The following is a 17,197-nucleotide window of genomic DNA, read 5'->3' as shown; positions in this document are numbered from 1 at the left end:
CGCGATGTTCCTCTCGGTAGTGATTCTTGGTCGTTTCACCACAGAGACTCACGCGATGGCCCTCTTACGTCAGGGACCGACACGCCGCCATCACTTACACCACTCCCCGGGACGCTCCCCGCCGTCGATTTCGATCACCACCAGTCGTCCGCCGGCGGGACAATACGGCCCGTATCCGCGGTAACTGATTTCGCCATGGTTGGGCAGTGGACTTGGTGTGGAACCGATGTGTCGCGGCAACATAAATTAGGCTCTGATCTTTGTCCCGGACAGCAGGTCTTCGGCGCTGTCGATGATTTTGGCGACGGTGTCGCGGTGTAGCCCGAGTCGGCGGGCGATGGTGTTATGCGGGGTGTGCATCTCCCAAAGTCGCAGCACCTCAGTGGTTTCGGCGGCGGTCTTGGTGGTGACGCCGTCACGGACGAGTGTTTCGGCGACATCGGTCCAGTCTGTGCCTGATGTTGTCAACCCGTCGATCATGGCTAGCGCGGCCCGATCCACATGCCGTTCTGCGCTGTGCAGCCGCGGAACCTCGCCGTTGCGACGTGCCATACGGGGTGCTTGCATTCCTGTTGCTGCAGAGGCGTATTCGCTTGTCGTCTTGGCCATGTCGAGCCGGGTGGTGGCGTTATCGGTTTGGGTTTTGACCCGCGACAAGATTGCAGCCCCGTGAGCTGTCGCCAACAAGCTCACGGGCGCGACGGTGGCTATCGCCGCCGCCAACCAGGGCGACAGCGCCGCATCCTTGGGCAGGAACCCGTGTAACCCATTGCAGCTGATGCTGACCAGCGCGGCCGCGCCTAACACCTGCCAGAAGAACCGCCGACTCTTGCGCTGTTTGACCCCCGATGGGCCGAGCACTACCACCGCTGCTGTGGCGAGCACGATGGTGAGGTCGACGATCAGCGGCCATAGTGGCGCTAGCGTGTGCGGGTATCCTGAACGCTCAGCTAAATCGGATAGCGACGCGAAACTCAAGACGAAACTGGCGATCCCGACGATCGCCGTGATGATTACCGCAACCACGCGCGCTGATTGCAGCATCCTGCCAGAAAGCAGATCATCGCCGCAGTTACTCGCCGCGCTGACTTGTGTTGACGCGCCGGGTTTCTCGGCGCCGTGGTCGGACTCGGAGGGTGCGGAGCCGTCGCGCGTAATGCCGGCGGACTGGTCTTCGATAATCGTCACTGTCCGCGCACTCCACTCTGATCGATTAACCGGACGAGATGCTGATCAATCGTCGTGGTGGGGCCTACGCGGTTCTCGTTCCAGAGCCCATGCGGTGCGCGGTTTTTCGCCATAAACAATACCGTGATCGGCGGCGGCGTGGTTTGCAAGACCACTTGAGGCGGCCCCAACGATGGTTAGCGGCGACGGTTGCCGCGGTATTTGGCTCGTGCCCGCTCTACGGCGGCTTCGCTGATGCCGCGCTGGCGGGGGTCGATCCCCAATGTTTCGAGCACACCGTGAAGTTCATCATCGCCGATGAGCCCGGCGCGGTGGTCATCGATCGCGACCACGAGCGTTTCCAGCAGCTCCCGTATCACCGGCGGGTGGCGAGCATACTTGGCCCCCGCCCACGCCATGGCCTGGTCGGCTTCGTTGCCGAGTCGGTTGATCGCATCATCAGCAGCGCGAATGAACCGTCGCGCCCGGGCCTGCTCGTCGGGGTCAAGCCTGTTGCCGGTGAGCGCGTCGTGGGCGATTTGCTGGTCGGCGCGTAGCCGGCGGGTGACCCGTGCGCGCCAGCGCCCGTCGAAGGCCAGTGTGCGCCACAACGCCCGCCAGGATGCCTGATAGGGCTCGCCTTTGTGCTGCGGGGTGAGGTGGGTGCGCAGGATGTCCCAGCCGTGGTTGGTGGCCAGGATGTCGGTGATCCATTCGGGCGTGATTCGCCGGGGCAGTTCGTCGTCGACGGTGTCCCAGGGCGCGGGCGCGTCGGCGGGCAGCGTGGTGTCGTCAGGCATTGATGCTGACCAGTCGACGGACAACGAGGTCGATGAGCTGTTCGGCGCTGACTTGACCGTCGCTGTCGGTGAGCACCAGGTCAGCCAGGCGTTGCAGCTGCTGGCGGGCTTGGTGGCCGGCCTCGAGCTCGGCGCTGTTTTCGACCGGGTGCTTGCTGATGGCCTCAAACTGTCCGCGGCCGCGGTCGCGGTAGCGGGCGGTGAAAAACCACTGCCGGGTTAGTTCGGCGCGAAACACCCTGCCCGGTTTGAGTTCAGCCACCGCCGTCTCCTGTGGTTCGGGACCGGATGTGGTCGTCGTAGGCGTTGATGGTCGCTGCAGGGATCCGTCCGCGGGCCGGCAGTGGTATGCCGTTGGCGGCTGCCCAGCGCCGGATCAGGTGCAGGTCGTGGCGGCGGCGGGGGGCGCCGTTGCGTCGTCCTGTCGCCGGGCCCGGCTTGCCGTTGCTGTTGGTGGGGCGGGCTGCAGCGATGTAGGGGGCCAGGAGCTCGCGGAGGGGCCGGTCGTCGACGAGGTCGATTTCGTAGTCGGCGCCGTCGAGGTTGAATCGTGTTGTGGTGGCCCCGGATTGACCGTTGATGTCGTCGACGAGTTCAACTACGACTCTTTTCGCCATCGCGGATCATCCTTGTCGTCGGGGCGGGTTGTGGTCGGGCCGGGGGGCGGTGGCGGATGCGCGGCCGGCGGCGGGTTATCGCCGCTCCCGCGCACAAGATGTTGCTCGGGCGGGGGTGCAATGTTGTTGGCGCCGCGGGCAAAGGGGACGCGTGCTTTGCGGCCGGGCTCTGCGGGTATTCGGTGGCGGCCGGATTCGCCGTTGCCGGCCGGGCTCGACGGCGCGGTAGTGGGCCGCTGGGGCGCCGCGGGTTGTGCGGTCTGCTCGGGTCGCTGTTGTGGCTTTGCCGGCGCGCCGGCTGGCGTGGCGGGAGCCGAGGACCGTGGGGCGGCGGGTGCCGGCGGTGACGGCGGCTGCGGCGTGGCCGGCGCGTGGGGGGCCGGTTGGGCGGCGAGCCTCCGCGGCGCGGCGGGGGCGGCGGGCGGCGGGCTGATGGTGACCCCGAGCAGCCGCCGCTCTTCGTGGGTGGGGACGGCCCGCACCCGCGCTGACAGGCCGGAGCGGGTCTTGAGGGTGAACGTGTACTGGTCGTCGGCGTCGACGAGCTCGACGTCGGCGCCGCGGCTGGCGTCGTTGGTCAGCACCGTCACCTCGGGCACCGCCAGCGGGCATTGGCCTTCGATGACCAAAATCGCGTCCTCGGGGACGTCTTCGGGCACCGCCTCGACGAGTTTTCCGGTGGCCGCGCTGGCCACGATCGGCGACCACCGCTGTGCGTCGTCGGCGACCACGATCAGCGGGCGGCCTGTGGAGGTGGCGCGTAACGCCAGTTGCCGCAGCAGCAGCGATGTTTGGCACAGCACGGTTATGGCCCCGGCCAGCGGCAGGTGGGCGGTCGCTTTTTCGCGTGGGCCGACGACGAACCCGATCATCGGCCCGGTCGGGCCGAACGCGATCGCCGGATCGTGGTCGGCCAACGGCGCCCACGGGATCGGGGCCAGGGGCGGGACGTAACCGACCCGGAATTGGCGCCACATCGCCTGCTGCACACCGTAGAGCGGCCCTAGCCGCGACACCGGGGGCGTCGACGGCCGGGTGGTGGTGCGGTAGCGCACCAGGGCCGCGATCTGGGTTCCGGCGCTGGTGCGGGTCAGCCGGACCAGGGTGGTGGTGTCGCGGGACGCCGGCCAGGTCCACCACTGTGCGGCGTCGTCGCTGATGTGCTCGGGGTCGGCGTAGTAGATGCCGGTGAAACTGGCGGGACCTTCCAGGTATGACCAGTGGTCGGCGACGGGGGCGTCGGCGTGCAACACGGCGTTGGCGGCGACGATGTGGGCGGCGGTGGCCGGGCGGGCGTCGATACCGGTGGCGGCCAGCGCGTCGGCGACGCGCAGACAGGCCGCCGCGGCGGTGCGCCGGGGCGCATCGGCGTCGGATCCGCGGCGGGCGATGGCCGCGAGGTTGTCGACAAGGGCGATTCGCAGCACGATCCAGGTGCGCCGATGGGTGGCCGCGGGTACGGGTCCGATCATTTGCTGGTAGAGATCGGCGAAGCCGCCGGCGGCGCGGTGCCCGGGGCTGATCACGTCGATGGAGGACAGTTTCACGTCGGTCAGCGTGAGCATTGCCGCGAGCCGGTTGATGTGCAGCGTGTTGATGGTGCGCTCTTCGTTTTCCACGACCACGGTGGGTGCGATCGGGTCGGGCTCGAGTTCAACCATGGTGATCAGGGTTTCGTTTTCGCTGACCACTCCGATACCGCCGGCGACGCCGTCGAGTGCAACGTCGCAGACGGCGTCGGCCGCCGGCAGCGGTGCCGGGTCGCGGCGGTGTCGCCGCCAGGCCAACCAGCGCAGCACCCACCGGGTGAGGGTGACGTGATAGATCGTGGTGAACACGATGGCGATCACAAGCAGCGGCACCGCCGCCACCAGCACGGGGTGCAGGCGGCCCCAGCTGGCCGCAATCCAGCTGGCGCAGAGCACGGCGGCCACCGCGATCCGCCAGGCGCTGATGTGCACGCCCAGCATCGGGGGCTTGGTGAAGCCAGCCCGGGCGCCGGCGCTGCGGGGCGCGGTCATGAGTGGGGCTTTCTGCGCAGCGCCGCCACCGCGCCGACGATGACGACCGCGGCGGCGGCGACGCCGCCGAGCACCCAGCTGGCCACCCGTCGGGGCGCAAGGTCGGGGGCCGGCGGTGGCGGGGCTGGCACGATGACTTTGTTGACCGGCAGCTTGGGCGCGGGATCGGCCACGTTCCAGGTCAGCGCGGCCAGCGGATCGACCACACCCCACCCCACGGCGGGATCGGTGGGGGCGGGTCCTGCGTGCGCGGTGGATTTGATGCGGTTGATGACCTGGTAGGCGTTGAGCTCGGGATATTTCTGGCGCACCAGGGCGGCGACACCGGACACGTAGGCGGCCGCGAACGATGTGCCATAGATCGGCACCAGCGGCCCATCCTTGCCGGGCAATCCGTTGACCAGGTGCCCGTCGGGGTAGTTGCCGACACTGGTGATCGTCTCACCGGGTGCTGCCACCCCGAGCCAGGGTCCGTGCAGGCTGAACGTGGAGGGCACGCCGTCGTTGGTCACCGAGCCCACCGACAGCACGTCGTCGGCCCACCAGGCCGGGGAGGCGACGGTGACCACGTTGCTCCAGCTGCCCGGGTCGTTCGCCGGCGGCGGCGGGTTTTGCGGGTTGCATTCGTTGCCGGTGTTGCCGGCCGCGGCCACTACCACGACGTTGCGCTCGGCGACCGCCCAGTGGATTGCCGCGCCCAGCGCGGCGTCGTCGACGGGGCGGACAGCTTTCATGCACGACACCATCGAAATGTTGACAACCTGGGCGCCCAGGTTGGCGGCGTGAACAACGGCCCGCGCCATCGCCCGCAGGTCGATCGCGGTGCGGCTGGCGTTGGGGTCTCCGTTGGCCGGTGGCGGGGTTTGCAGGTCGAAGTATTCCGAGGACTGCCGGATGCTGATCAGGGCGGCGTCGGGGGCCACTCCGACGAATCCATCGGTGCGGCTAGGGGCCGCGGCGATGATCCCGGCGACCAGTGTGCCGTGCCCGTCGCAGTCATGCAGCCCTTGGTCGCTTTCAATGATGTAGTCCCCGCCCGGGCGCAGGTTCGCCAGCCGCGGATTGGGGGTGACACCGGTGTCGATGAGCGCGACGGTCACACCGGCTCCGGTGGCTAGCGGCCGCGCTGCCTCGAGGTCGAGTAGCCGCCACGCGGGCGGCGGGTCGGCGAAGTTGCTTGCCTCGAGCACACCGGGGGTCTGGCAGATGGTGCTGGGCCGCATCGGCTGTTCGGGGCCGACCGTGTCGGGCGGCACCGCGGCGGTGTTGATCGGCGGCGGCGTGATGGCCCACGCACCTGGTGTCGCCGCAATGGCGGCGACGAGTGCGCAGACCGCGGCCAACGCCGCCGCGGCGTGTAAAGCTCGCCACCTGATCATCGGAATGTCACGTCCCGGATCGCGGCGAACGCCCCGGTCACCCACACACACAGCGGGATCACGACCGCCAGGGCCGCCAACTCCAGCCGCTGAACCCAGTCGCTCAGTGTTTCGGGCAGCGATCGCGCCGCCCCTACCACCGCGCCCAGGACCAGCACCGCCGTCAATGCGGCGACGACGAGGACCACAATCAACGGGCCCTGCCCGGTCGGCCAGGCAATCAGCAGCTTGGTCGCTGCGGCGATGGTGATCACCGCGGCCCCCGTAAACATCGCATAGGCCTGGATGCGGTCCGACAGCGTGCGGCCGCGCAGAACGAGGATGATCACCGTGCAGGCCACGATGCCTATCTGCAGCCAGCGGTAGTAGGAGTGTGGGTCGAGCACGCACACCGCGGCACCGGTCACCACGATCACGGCGGCCACCATCAGCCCCGAAGTCAGCTGGACCGCGCGGCGCGCCCGGATCCGCAGCGACTGCATCTCGGTGTCGCTGATGTCGCCGCTGACCTGTACTTCTTGGCCGGGGGCCGGCAGCCGGGGCAGCGATATCCGGGCCAGGGTCAGCGCCGCACGCGGCACCGCCGATAAGCCCACTAAACCCAGGGCAAGGGTGCCCGCCGCAATCGAGGACGGCGCCAGGCTGGTGTACTGCAGCACCGCGCACAGCAGCGCTGCCGCGGCCGCCGTGGCCGTGACGGTGCTGTAGGCGGCCGGATGTCCACCGGTGATCCACAGCGCGCACACCGCGGCCGCGCCCACAGCCACCGCGGCGACCAGCAGGTGTGCCAGGCCCGGCAGTCCGGTACGCGCCGAGACGGGCACCACCTGCGCCAGGCAGCCCATCGCCGCAATCCATATCACCGACCAGGCGGCGGCCGCGTCGCCGGCGCGATACCGGGTGGCCGCCGACCACATGCCGATCAGGGCCACCAGCGCCCCGATGACCCCGCCGACGGTCGCCGGCCACGAATACCCGTTGACCGCCCATAGTCGCCACTGGGCTGCGCATAACGCCAGCCCTCCGGCGACCAATGCGGCCAGACCGGCGCGGCGCGCTGCGGCGGTGTCGAAGGGGGTGGCGGACTCGGCGGCGGCGGCCGCCACCGCGTCGACGACGTCCTCGATCACCGGCCGGTAGCGTTCGGTGGAGGCCACCACCCGCAGCTCGAGGACCGCCCCGTCGGCCACGCGCGCGTCGGCCAGCGAACTGCTCGGCTGCAGGGGCCGGTCGAGCCGGGCCAGCGTCCACTGGCCGCTGCGGCGGGCCTCGATGTCGACTTGGTCGCTGAATGTGTCGACGACGTCGTCGATGTAGTCGCTGATTGGCGCCCGGGTGGGTAGCGCCAGATCGACTTGGGTGTCCTGGTACCAAATCGCCACGCGCGACAGCGCGATCGCGCTACTAGTGGTGGCCATCGACACCTCCTCGGCGGGCACTGGTTTGGGTAGCCGGGCGAGGTGGACCCGGGCTGGGGCGGTGGGTGCTCACCGGCCGTCTACTCGCCCACGGTCTTGGGGAACATGTCGGCCAGCATTGCGGCGATCTCGAGGTAGCGGCGTTGGCTTTTCTTGCTCAGCAATTCCAGGATGATCTCTTTGCCCTCGTGGATGTGCGGATCGAACGGCAGCACGACGATGCGCTCGGAGCGGATTTGGCGCGACCATTGCTCGACGGCCTTGGGCACCTCGACGTTGGGTTTGCCGCGTTCGGTGTGATTGATCACCAGCACCGTGGAGTCCAGCAGCTGCTGATATCCGCTTTGGCGCAGCCACTCCAGGGTCATGTCGGTTTCTTTCATCGCGTCGATGGAGGCGCTGGTCACCACGACTAGGGCGCGGGATTCCCGCAAAACCGCGTCCATCATCGTGTTTTTGAGCCCGGTGCCGCAGTCCATCACGACCAGCGAGTAATGCTCCTTGAAGATCGACATTGCTCGTTCGAAGTCGTCGCGGTCGACGGGACGGTCGGTGCGCGCGTAGTCGGGCCCGTCGAGGACTTCCAGATCGCAGTCGTTCATCGAGGTGTGGGCGCGTACGTCAAGGTAGCGGGTCACCGACGGGTCGGAAACCAGATCGATGATGCCCAGTGAGCTTTGGCGGCCGTGCCGGTCGACGAGGTTGCCGTAGTCGGTGTCGAGGTCGACCGCGAGCACACGGTCGCCGCGGACGTGGGCGAAGGTGGATCCGAGGGCTTCGGCGACCACGGTTTTGCCGACTCCGCCTTTGAGGTTGAGCACGGCTATCGGGAAGGTGACGCGAACTATTCGCCGGACTCGTTCCTGCAGACTTAATTCGTATGTTTCGTCTTTGCCGGGGCCGAGATTGATCTTGGTCAGCGCGAATAGCGCGGCGCGCCATCCGTGTTTGGCGGGGACCTTTTTGCGTTTGATGTCGAGGTGATCGAGCGCTACGGTGCCGGCCGGTTGGCGGGGTTGACGCACGGCGGGCACGGGGCGGCGATCGGGCTGGGCCGGCCAGGGCTGCGAGGGCGCCTGCCGCTGGAAGTTGTCGGCCGCTGGGCGCGAATCTTCGGTCTGGTGTCGCTGCTCGTGGGGCGGGTAATACTGCTCGTTGACCCGTTGATTCGCCTCGTTAGGTGGGTAGTGCGCCGGCGCGGGGCGCGGATCAGTGGCCGGCGGGGAGCCAGCGTCCCGGGCGGGCCACCCGGGTGGCGCCTCTGGTGGGCGCTGCTGCGGCGGGGGCGGGGCTTGGGAAAAAACGCCGCGATATGGGTCTTGATCGTTGTTCATGGTCGGACCGTAACACAGTTAAACGTATGAAAGACACAGGAGTTGGGCCGCAGACAAATATAGCGGCCGGGATTGTTTATACCCGTGCCGCTATATTTGTCTGGTCGGTTTTATCTGGGCGCATGGCGAACCAATTCACCGTGGCGGCACCCAAGCCAGGACGGTAGTGGCTGGCGTGGGTGGGTCGCCGACGGTGATCGGTGTCGGCCGGCCAGCTCAGAGGAAGCTGGCCTGGTTGACGGCCTCCTGATGTTCCTGGCCGAAGGTGGCGTTCTCGACGGCATTGAGGTAGTCGGTCACGGCCAACTGGAACTCTTGGGCCCGGTGGTTCAGCCGGCCCTGTTCGATCGACCACTGCGTGGATGCGTCACCGCTCCACACCGCCACGCCCTTGCCCAGCGCGCCTTGAGCCTGCTCATTGCCCGCCTGAATGGTGGCGGCGTGCCCGCGCAGGGTAGCGATCTGGGCGTGGATCATCGGGAAGTTCCAGACCTGCTCCCCGCCGATGTTTGCACTCATTTTCGATTCCTTACCTTGTGCTCGTGTGTGGGCAGTCGATAACGGTTAGAACGCCTGGCCGGCGCTGGCGCCGACACCGCTGGCGCCGGATTCATCGGTGTTGACGTAGCCGCCGGAGGCCACCCCGACACGCTCGGCGATGTTGCTGAACTCGTTCATCAAGGCGAGTCCGGCGTCGTTGAGGTGCATGGCCTTGGCCTGGGTGGCAGCCCCGGTCGAACCCTGGAGGTGGGCCTGCATCGCCTGGACCTCGTCGAGGAAGGCGTTGATGGTGGTTTTCTGCGCCGTGGCGATGTCGCCGATCTCGGTGGCGACGGCCTGCTGGGCAGCGGTATCGGTGTGCAGTGGTGAAAGCACCGGTCAGTCCTTTCGTTGGATGGTTCGTTATGTGGGGTTGTGTCGTCGTTTGCCGGTTGCCGCCACCTTTTAAGGTGAAGGTCCGCGCCGCAAACGACGTCGACGCGGAAAGCTCCTACCAGCCAAAACCATGCCCCTGGCAAACGCAAGGGGACTTGACGCCGCACCGCGGCGCTCAGATTTCGTCAACGTCATCGAATGCCTCGAATCCAAGAGTTGCCGGGACCGGCTTTTCCTCGACCGCCGGGGATGCCACCACCGCGCCGTGCCCATCGGAGCGGGCATGCGCCGCACTCAAGGGGCCCATCATCCCGGTTCCGGTGCCCACCGCCCCGCTACCAGAACCGGGAGTTGAGGTCGTTGAGACAACCTGCGCCACTTCCTCGACCGCGGGGGCGGCCGGCGCGCTCCATCCCGCCGGGGTCCGCAGCGGGGTGGACGATGTGGCTGAAGTGAGCAGCCCGGCACCGCCGTAGGCGCCCCCGGCTGATCCGAGCGGGCTGGTCCCGTACATGCCCAGCTGGTCGACCGACCCGAAGTGGGCCAGCAGCTGATCTTGCGAGATCCCTTGCCCGGCAAGGTTGCTGCCCAATCCCTGGGTGAACACCGAGGTCAGCTGCTGCATGGGTTGGCTGGCCGCGCTCATCAACTGCTGCGGACCGAGTTGCTGGGGCAGCTCGCTGACCGCCTGCGAGGCTTGCATCGCGATCTGGGAAGCCGACTCGACCAGCGGACTGGACTGGCCGGCGACCCCACTGGTGTCCAGTGATGCCGACTGGGCGTCTTGGGTGCCCTGCTCCGCCGCACCGCCGGCTAGGTTGCCGGCGATGCCGCCCACTTGCGCGGCCAGCTGCGCCTCCCCTTTGGGTCCTTCGACCGCACTTTCGCCGGACAGCGCGACCAGCAATGCGTCGCGAGCAAGGCTGTTGGGCAAGGCGGCCGCGGTTTGGGCCAACACCGCGGCCAGCCCCGCCTCGGGCGCCCCGGGCATCGCCATGATCGGCGGCGCTACCGGGAACGGCGGAAAGGTGGTGTTGACCGCGGTCGCCGAGGCGTATTCATCCATCGCGCCGGCGGCACGGTTCCACAGCTCGACGAAGTATTGGAACTCGTTGACCGCGATCGGGATGGTGTTCATGCCCAAGAAGTTGGTCATCTCGAGAATGAAGTGGGTGACGTGGTTTTCAGCCAGCTCAGCCAGGGTCGGGGTGGTGACCACCGCGGTGCTGTAGGCCGCGGCCTGGGCGCCGGCGGCCGCGGCGCGCTGTTGGGCCATGGCGACGATCGAATCCATCCACGCCAGGTAGGGAGCGAACGCCGCCTGTGCTTGTTGGGCGGCCATCCCTTGCCACAGTGTTGAGACCGTCGCGATCTCTGCGGTCAGCATCGACATGGCAGCGGTGAAGTCCGCCGCCAGCGCCTGCCAGGCCGCCTGCGCCTGCACATAGGGCTCGGCCATGGCTCCAGCGATCAACCGCCCGGTGTTGACCTCGGGCGGCAGTCCATGCCAGGTGGTCAGCGAGACCGCCTTCTAGATGATGAGAGTGGCGCCGGCCGCGTCCACGCCCTCGTAGGCGGCGCCGACCGCGGTCATGCCCTCGCTGGCCGCCAGCAACATGGCAGTGGCTTCGGCGGACATGGCGCTGAAGTCCAGGCCCTGGGCGCTAAACGCGGTGGCCGCCAATGCCGACACCTCATCAAGACCCGACGGCGTGAGCGCGGAGACCGCCGGCATCGCGGCTGCGGTGGCAGCACCCTGGTGGGCGCCGACGGCGCCGACAGCCACACCTGAGGTTGTCAGGCCGATCGTGTTGACCTGCAGCATCTCCCCCTGCCTTCCCTTATCTTACGAGTGTGTAACCAGATGATTCGAATGTTTGCACCTGTCCCGGCCAACCGCAATACCACCTTGACACCAAACGGCCTAAGTGTTCTCGAGTTCGGGCACCACGGGCGTTTGAATCGTCTGCAGCTCGCCGGCAAAGCTGAGCACACCCCGCCCGGGCGGGCGCGGGGTGACCCGCACTCCGGCGATGAACGGGCCATGTTCTTTGACCCCGTCCATGACCAGGGTGGCCGCGCCGGCGTCGTTGTTGAGCTTCATCAGCGACGCCCCCTGGGGCAGCACCCGGTTGGCCACCGCGATCGGGCAGGCCACCACCGAGTGCACGCCGACTTGCTCGGCGCTGCCCCAAAACGGCGCCAGCGGGGCGAACACACTTGGGGCGGCGTTGTTCACCATCGCGTAGTCGTCGACGAAGATGAAGATTTCCGGGCCCTGCCACCACGACCGGTTGCGGCGCTGTTCGCGGGTGACTTCCCCGCTGGCTTGCCGGTTGGCCATCCCGTTGGCGATGGCATGCACACCGATCTCCAGCTCGGAGCTGTTGAGGATCAACCCGCTGCGCTCGCGGCCCTGCTGGTCTTCCCAGCGCAGCAGATAGTCCTCATCGACTGCATCCAATAGCCGCGACGACTTGAGGTCCACGACAAGGAATTTGACCTCGTGAGGGCTGTAGCGGGCGGTGAGCGACTTCATCATCGAAGCCAGCAAATGGGTTTTGCCGCAGTTTTTCGCCCCGAAGATGTTGAGGTGGCGTTCGGCCATGAAGTCGACCATCGCGGTGGACAGGTCCTTCTCGTACATGCCGACCGGCACCGACCAGCGCGACCCACCCCAGCGTTCGGGCATCCGAAGCGCGGCGGCCTCAAGGCGTGTCGGCAGCACTCGCACGGTGCGAGCCTGCTGGTCTTCGAACCGCTGCCGCAGTTGTTCGATGGCTACGGCCAGGCCGGCGTCGTCGACCACTTCGGTGTCGTCGAGGCGGGGCGCACCGATCATGATGTGCTTGGCGCTGATCGCGTCGAGACCGCGGCCGGGAATGTTGTGGGGCACAGCTTCGGCTGCCCGCTTGCTGACCTGGGTCAGGTTGGGGTCGTTGATCTTCAGTTCGATCTTGGTGTTGAACAGCCCATTGATGGTGCGCGGCAGCGTTGTCCATTCCAGGACGGTGACGACCAGGCGCACCCCGGCGGCCAGCCCGTCACGCATGAGCGTCTCGACTTGATCCATGGCGTCGGGGTGGGCTTTGCGGAATTCGTCCCACCCGTCGATGAGCAAGATCACGTCGCCCATTCCGTCGTCGCGGGCCTCGCCGCGCGCCACCTTGTCGCGGTAGGTTGCCATGGATCCGACGCGCAGTTCGCGGAAAATCTCGGAGCGACGGCGCACCACCTCGCCGACTTCGGAGAGGACCCGGTTGACGGTGTCGGTGTCGCCGCGCAGCGCCACCCCGCCGACATGCGGAAGCCCTTCGAGTGCGAGCAGTTTGCTGTCGCCTCCGAAATCCAGGCCGTAGATCTGCACCTTGCGGGGATCGTTGAGCAGCGCCGCACTCATCGCAAGTGTTTGCAGCGCAACGGATTTTCCTGAGCGTGTGCGTCCCCACACCACCAGGTGGCTGTCGGTCAGATCGACGCTGAACACATCTTGCTTGTGCTGGTAGGGCAAGTCGATCAGACCGATTGGCAGCCGCAGCACCGCTTTGGCGCCGGGTGTTGCGCCGCTGGCGGCCACCAGCGCACCCACGGGGCGGGGGCGGTCCAGCCTGGGCAGCCACATCTTGTAGGCCGGTGGGCCTTGGCCGGCAAGCTGATCGAGGACGACCGTGATGAGCTCGGGTGCGTCGTCGATCTCTTGGCGGGTGTGGGTGACCGGCGCCACGGGCTGGTCGGTCTTGCTGTCGGCGTGCACCGCCCCGACGGGGGTGATCCCGAACTTGGCGATCCCGGAAATGCCGCCCACGGTTTTGGTTTCGTTACGGGTCGCGCTGATGGTGGGCGGGAAGTAGGGTTCGTAGACGTGGGCGGCTTCGAAGAATTTCGGCTCTGCCCCACCGACTTTCAGATAGCCCTGCCCGACTTGGGTGAGGTAGTAGGCGTCTTTGGTGTCGATCGCGGCGCTGGAGTCCTGGGCGTTGGCGGTTTTGAGCGCGATGCGCCAACCCAGGTTGGATTCCAGCTGGCCCAGCGACACCCCGGTGAGTGACTGGGTGGCTAGCACCAGCTGGATACGGTCGGATCGGCCTTGGCGGGCCAGGTGTTCGAAGAGGTCGCGGTATTCGGGGTGGTCTTTGAGCAGCGCGGTGAATTCGTCGACCACCACCAGAAGCGTTGGGAACGGCGGGATTTTGGCTCCGCGTTCTCTGGCCTTCAGGTAGGAGGCGGCGTCTTTGAAACGCCCGGCTTCTTTGCGGAGTCGCTGGCGGCGCTCCACCTCGCCGCGTAGCACATCTTCGAGCCGGTTGACGGAGTCTTTGTCGCCGATGTTGCTGAGCACTTGCACGGTGTGGTTGAGCTTTTCGAATCCCGGGAAGGTGCCGTCGCCCTTGTAGTCGACGAGGATGAGGTTGACCTGTTCGGGGGTGTGGGTGGCGACCACGCCCAGCAGCAGGTCCGCCACGAACGATGACTTTCCCGACCCGGTGTAGCCCAGGATCAGCCCGTGCGAGCCCATCCCGCCTTCGGAGTCTTCTTTCATGTTCACCACGACCGGGGCCCCGGATCGATCCCACCCGATGGGGATGCGCATCCGCTCGGGGTCGCGGTCGCGGTAGGTGACCCAGCGGCTGGTGCCCATGGTGCCGGGGTCATCGATGCCGTGCAGGGCCTGCCACGTCTTGACCGGGCCGCTGGCCTCACCGCGGGTGTCGGTGTGCCCGGAGCCGGCGGCGCGCCAGCGCGCCATGCGCCGCGCGATGCGGCGGGCGTCGTGGTCGCTGACCGCATCGGCGCGGGTGACCCAGTACTTCAGCGGGTCGTCGGGGCTCATCCGCCGTCGGCGGGCCCGCCCGCTCGCCGCTAGTTCGACGCGCGCGCCTTGGGTGGTCTCCAGCGCCGACTCGTCGGTTCCGCCGCGGCGTATCACGGTCACCGCTTCGCTGCCCTCACCGCAGCCCGGTACGGCGCCGACCCGATCGGCCACCACTACCAGCCATGGCTTGTCACCGTTGTAGTCGCGGTCGGCGGAAAATCCGCCGCGCCCGGCCAGGATCTCTTCGAGGCCTTCGCGGGCGTTGTGCGGCGCGTAGACCATTCGTTCGCTGCCCAGCGCGTCGTTGCGGTGCGGGTTTTGGTTGTGCGGCAACCATTTAATCCAGTCCCACTCCTGCGCGTGTTCGGTGACGACGGCGATGAGCACCAGGTTGGGTGGGTGAAATACCGCCAGCTGCAACAGCATCGCCCTAATGACGCCGGCCAGGTCGCCGTCGCCGAAGAACTGCACGCTGGCATGGGTTTTCAGGTCGATCTTGACCGGCATACCGGCGACCGCCCGATGCGCCCGGAAGAAGCGTTGCGCCGCCACGTTTTGCACCGGCTCGAGATCGATGTTGGGGGCGGTGTCGGCCATCGTCATCCCGCCGCCGAGTTTTTGCTCGTTGAGCCCGACTCGGGCGGTCAAGAAGTTGGTCCGGTCCCGCTCGGGGTTGGTGTGCTCCCATTGGCGGGGCCCGCCGATCAACGAGGCCAGGGTTTCCGGCGGCGGCGCGGTGTGCGCAAGCAGCGCGTACTGCTGGGCGGCTCGTTGGTGCACCGTGCCGCGCAGCTTGGTCAACATCTCGGTGTATTTGCGTCGTTCGGCGTTGATCTCGGGGGTTTTCTTGCCACCTGATGCGCCGTAGCCGCCCATCATGCCGGCCCCGGAGGCCAGAAACATCAACGGGAACAGCAACATGAACGGGCTCATGCGACGCAGCCCGGTGGCAAAGAAGATGCCGATCATGCCGACGATGGCGATCACCATCAAAATGGGCAGGAGCTTTTGCATTTTGCCCGCGGGCACCACCTCGGGCACTTCGCTGGGTGGCGGCACCTTGGTCTCGACCATCGAGAACTGCGGCGGCGGTGTTGGTTTGCGCGGCGGGATCCAGGGTCGAACGCTCACGGGTTGCCCTCTTCTTCTGGTGGCGGTGGCGGCGCGGCCGGGGGTGGCGGCGGCGCGGGCTTGGTTTCGGTGATCGTCACCGGCGGCGGTGGGGGCGGCGGGGGTGCCGGCGGTGGCGGCGCGGTTGCCGGTGTCGTGCTGCTCGGCGCCGATTGTGTTGTTGTCGCCGATATTCCTTCGTTGACGACCACGGCGGCGGGGTCGGCCGGCAAGGTGTCATGTCCGATCAGCGCAGCCGATTTGCTCAACGTGGGCCCGGCGGCCAGGATGGCCAGCACCGACCATGGCATCGGCAGCGGTGAGGACAGTCCCAGCGCCGTGGCGGCCGAGGTGCCGCCCTGCTGCTGCGCCGGCGCCAACCCGTAGCGCACCCCGGCGTCGGAGACCCACCACAGGGTTTCTTTGGCGGGTGAGCGGGGATCGGATCCGGTGGTCTGCACGAAATACCCGGAATCGGGCGGGGCATACATCGACACCCCGGGCCGCGATACCAGCTCGTGGCGCCACATGCGCTGCTGCTGCTCGCGCAGCGGCAAGCCGGGCAAAAACGCCAGCGCGGCCTTGGCCTGCTGTTCACCGGCCCGCTTGACCCACTGCCAGCAGGTCACCGGATCGCTCAACGCGGGCGCGGAGTGCAGCGGCTTGTCGGGGAACATCGACACATCCAGACCGGGGGCGGCGGCCGGCAAATGGGCCACCACGTCTTGAGACACCGTCGGCGCCACCTGCGCCCCATAGGCGTTGGTGTTGCGCAACACCGACGCCAATACTCCCGAGATGGGTTGCACCCCGTCGCCCAGCGCCACATACCACTGGTGCGATTCGGCCTGGGGCACCCGGATCACCGATCCGACCACCACCCCCGGGGCGACCGGGTACGGGGTGGGCGACCCGGCCCCCGGGATGGCCGGGGATTCGATCGGCCGGCCGGCCGGGATGGTGTTGAACAGCTGCTCGCTGATGGTGTCGATGGTGGGAAACCGCTGCAACCCCAGTCCCAGGACCAGTGCGCTGTCGGCGACATTGATCCGGTGGCGCATACCGCCGTTGAGCAACCAGGTGGCCCCGTCTGGTCCTTGGACGATGCGCGCCGCCGACGGGTCTTGGCCGATGATCTGCTGCTGGTCGCTGGCGATCACCGCGGTCTCCACACCGGGCCGCGTGGTGCCGGGGTGGTTGATGACGTCGCAGACCGCCCACACCGAGTCGGTTTGGGCGGGCTGAAACACCCGACCAGGCGCGCCGGGAATCCCGACCAGGGGGCCGCGCGGCATGCCGGCCACCTCGGCGGCCTTGACCACCGCGGGCCGGTCCGGTTTACCGGCGATCAGCTGGGCGGACACCAAATTTATTGCCGGATGCAGTTTCCCGTCGATATCGACGAACAACTCCATCGATTCGCGCGCTTGCACGATGCGGGCATCGCCGCGCAGTCCCTGGGGTTTGAAGTAGGCCAGGGCCAGCGCGCCGCCGGCGATCAGCGCGGCGACCATGAACCCGGCCATCAAGGCCTGCACGACCGAGCGGGCCGGATCGTGGCGCATGGAGGTGTCGAACCGGGTCAATGCGTGATTGAGCCGCGCCACCAGGAACTTATGCCCGGTGACTTGCAGTTTGGTGGTGGGAACGAACGGCGACAAC

General features: G+C 67.5%; 14 protein-coding genes. All 14 read right to left on the bottom strand.

What is annotated here, in order from left to right; genetic code table 11:
- Positions 1 to 246: 246 nt before the first annotated feature.
- The 14 genes from H7I87_RS18740 to eccB all read right to left on the bottom strand — a co-directional run bounded on the left by H7I87_RS18740 (position 247) and on the right by eccB (position 17,196).
- On the bottom strand, positions 247 to 1,188 hold the full coding sequence (locus H7I87_RS18740) for a DUF2637 domain-containing protein (protein WP_053094078.1): 942 nt from the start codon (positions 1,186 to 1,188) through the stop codon (positions 247 to 249).
- Positions 1,189 to 1,364: 176 nt separating this feature from the next.
- Positions 1,365 to 1,967, bottom strand: a complete 603-nt coding sequence (locus H7I87_RS18735) for a hypothetical protein (RefSeq protein WP_045385692.1) — start codon at positions 1,965 to 1,967, stop codon at positions 1,365 to 1,367.
- Positions 1,960 to 2,229 (bottom strand): hypothetical protein, encoded by a 270-nt coding sequence (locus H7I87_RS18730; RefSeq protein WP_045385690.1) that lies wholly within the window; start codon positions 2,227 to 2,229, stop codon positions 1,960 to 1,962. Before H7I87_RS18730 ends, H7I87_RS18735 begins: the two co-directional genes overlap by 8 nt.
- Entirely contained in the window at positions 2,222 to 2,584 is a 363-nt protein-coding gene (locus H7I87_RS18725; protein ID WP_045385688.1) for a histone-like nucleoid-structuring protein Lsr2, read from the bottom strand. The genes H7I87_RS18730 and H7I87_RS18725 overlap by 8 nt, the downstream gene beginning before the upstream one ends.
- The gene (gene eccE, locus H7I87_RS18720) at positions 2,566 to 4,605 is read right to left on the bottom strand and encodes a type VII secretion protein EccE (RefSeq protein WP_142281581.1); all 2,040 of its coding nucleotides are present in this window, start codon (positions 4,603 to 4,605) and stop codon (positions 2,566 to 2,568) included. Before eccE ends, H7I87_RS18725 begins: the two co-directional genes overlap by 19 nt.
- Positions 4,602 to 5,984, bottom strand: a complete 1,383-nt coding sequence (gene mycP, locus H7I87_RS18715) for a type VII secretion-associated serine protease mycosin (protein ID WP_045375034.1) — start codon at positions 5,982 to 5,984, stop codon at positions 4,602 to 4,604. Before mycP ends, eccE begins: the two co-directional genes overlap by 4 nt.
- Complete coding sequence (eccD, locus tag H7I87_RS18710; protein ID WP_045375069.1) at positions 5,981 to 7,402, bottom strand: type VII secretion integral membrane protein EccD; 1,422 nt, start codon at positions 7,400 to 7,402, stop codon at positions 5,981 to 5,983. Before eccD ends, mycP begins: the two co-directional genes overlap by 4 nt.
- 80 nt (positions 7,403 to 7,482) lie before the next feature.
- The gene (locus H7I87_RS18705; RefSeq protein ID WP_053094050.1) at positions 7,483 to 8,736 is read right to left on the bottom strand and encodes a MinD/ParA family ATP-binding protein; all 1,254 of its coding nucleotides are present in this window, start codon (positions 8,734 to 8,736) and stop codon (positions 7,483 to 7,485) included.
- Between the two features lie 216 nt (positions 8,737 to 8,952).
- Positions 8,953 to 9,255 (bottom strand): hypothetical protein, encoded by a 303-nt coding sequence (locus tag H7I87_RS18700; RefSeq protein WP_045375031.1) that lies wholly within the window; start codon positions 9,253 to 9,255, stop codon positions 8,953 to 8,955.
- Between the two features lie 45 nt (positions 9,256 to 9,300).
- Positions 9,301 to 9,612: a hypothetical protein gene (locus H7I87_RS18695; protein WP_048893284.1), complete on the bottom strand. Its 312-nt coding sequence runs from the start codon at positions 9,610 to 9,612 to the stop codon at positions 9,301 to 9,303.
- A 175-nt stretch (positions 9,613 to 9,787) separates the two neighbouring features.
- Positions 9,788 to 11,113, bottom strand: a complete 1,326-nt coding sequence (locus H7I87_RS18690; RefSeq protein ID WP_045375028.1) for a PPE family protein — start codon at positions 11,111 to 11,113, stop codon at positions 9,788 to 9,790.
- A gap of 30 nt (positions 11,114 to 11,143) precedes the next feature.
- On the bottom strand, positions 11,144 to 11,437 hold the full coding sequence (locus H7I87_RS18685) for a PE family protein (protein ID WP_045375026.1): 294 nt from the start codon (positions 11,435 to 11,437) through the stop codon (positions 11,144 to 11,146).
- A gap of 99 nt (positions 11,438 to 11,536) precedes the next feature.
- A complete protein-coding gene (locus tag H7I87_RS18680) occupies positions 11,537 to 15,556 on the bottom strand; it encodes a type VII secretion protein EccC (protein WP_045375023.1) in 4,020 nt (1,339 codons plus the stop codon).
- Positions 15,553 to 17,196, bottom strand: a complete 1,644-nt coding sequence (gene eccB, locus H7I87_RS18675; protein WP_082170005.1) for a type VII secretion protein EccB — start codon at positions 17,194 to 17,196, stop codon at positions 15,553 to 15,555. The genes H7I87_RS18680 and eccB overlap by 4 nt, the downstream gene beginning before the upstream one ends.
- Position 17,197 lies beyond the last annotated feature (1 nt).

Origin of the sequence: Mycobacterium timonense, from assembly GCF_025821985.1 — a bacterium.
GTDB lineage: Bacteria > Actinomycetota > Actinomycetes > Mycobacteriales > Mycobacteriaceae > Mycobacterium > Mycobacterium avium.
This window is presented reverse-complemented; position numbering and strand designations above follow the sequence as displayed.

What these genes read in the sequence shown, in the direction of transcription:
- H7I87_RS18735 (WP_045385692.1), bottom strand. Translation starts at nt 1,967, where the DNA reads ATGCCTGACGACACCACGCTGCCCGCCGACGCGCCCGCGCCCTGGGAC.
- H7I87_RS18725 (WP_045385688.1), bottom strand. Translation starts at nt 2,584, where the DNA reads ATGGCGAAAAGAGTCGTAGTTGAACTCGTCGACGACATCAACGGTCAA.
- eccE (WP_142281581.1), bottom strand. Translation starts at nt 4,605, where the DNA reads ATGACCGCGCCCCGCAGCGCCGGCGCCCGGGCTGGCTTCACCAAGCCC.
- mycP (WP_045375034.1), bottom strand. Translation starts at nt 5,984, where the DNA reads ATGATCAGGTGGCGAGCTTTACACGCCGCGGCGGCGTTGGCCGCGGTC.
- eccD (WP_045375069.1), bottom strand. Translation starts at nt 7,402, where the DNA reads ATGGCCACCACTAGTAGCGCGATCGCGCTGTCGCGCGTGGCGATTTGG.
- H7I87_RS18705 (WP_053094050.1), bottom strand. Translation starts at nt 8,736, where the DNA reads ATGAACAACGATCAAGACCCATATCGCGGCGTTTTTTCCCAAGCCCCG.
- H7I87_RS18700 (WP_045375031.1), bottom strand. Translation starts at nt 9,255, where the DNA reads ATGAGTGCAAACATCGGCGGGGAGCAGGTCTGGAACTTCCCGATGATC.
- H7I87_RS18685 (WP_045375026.1), bottom strand. Translation starts at nt 11,437, where the DNA reads ATGCTGCAGGTCAACACGATCGGCCTGACAACCTCAGGTGTGGCTGTC.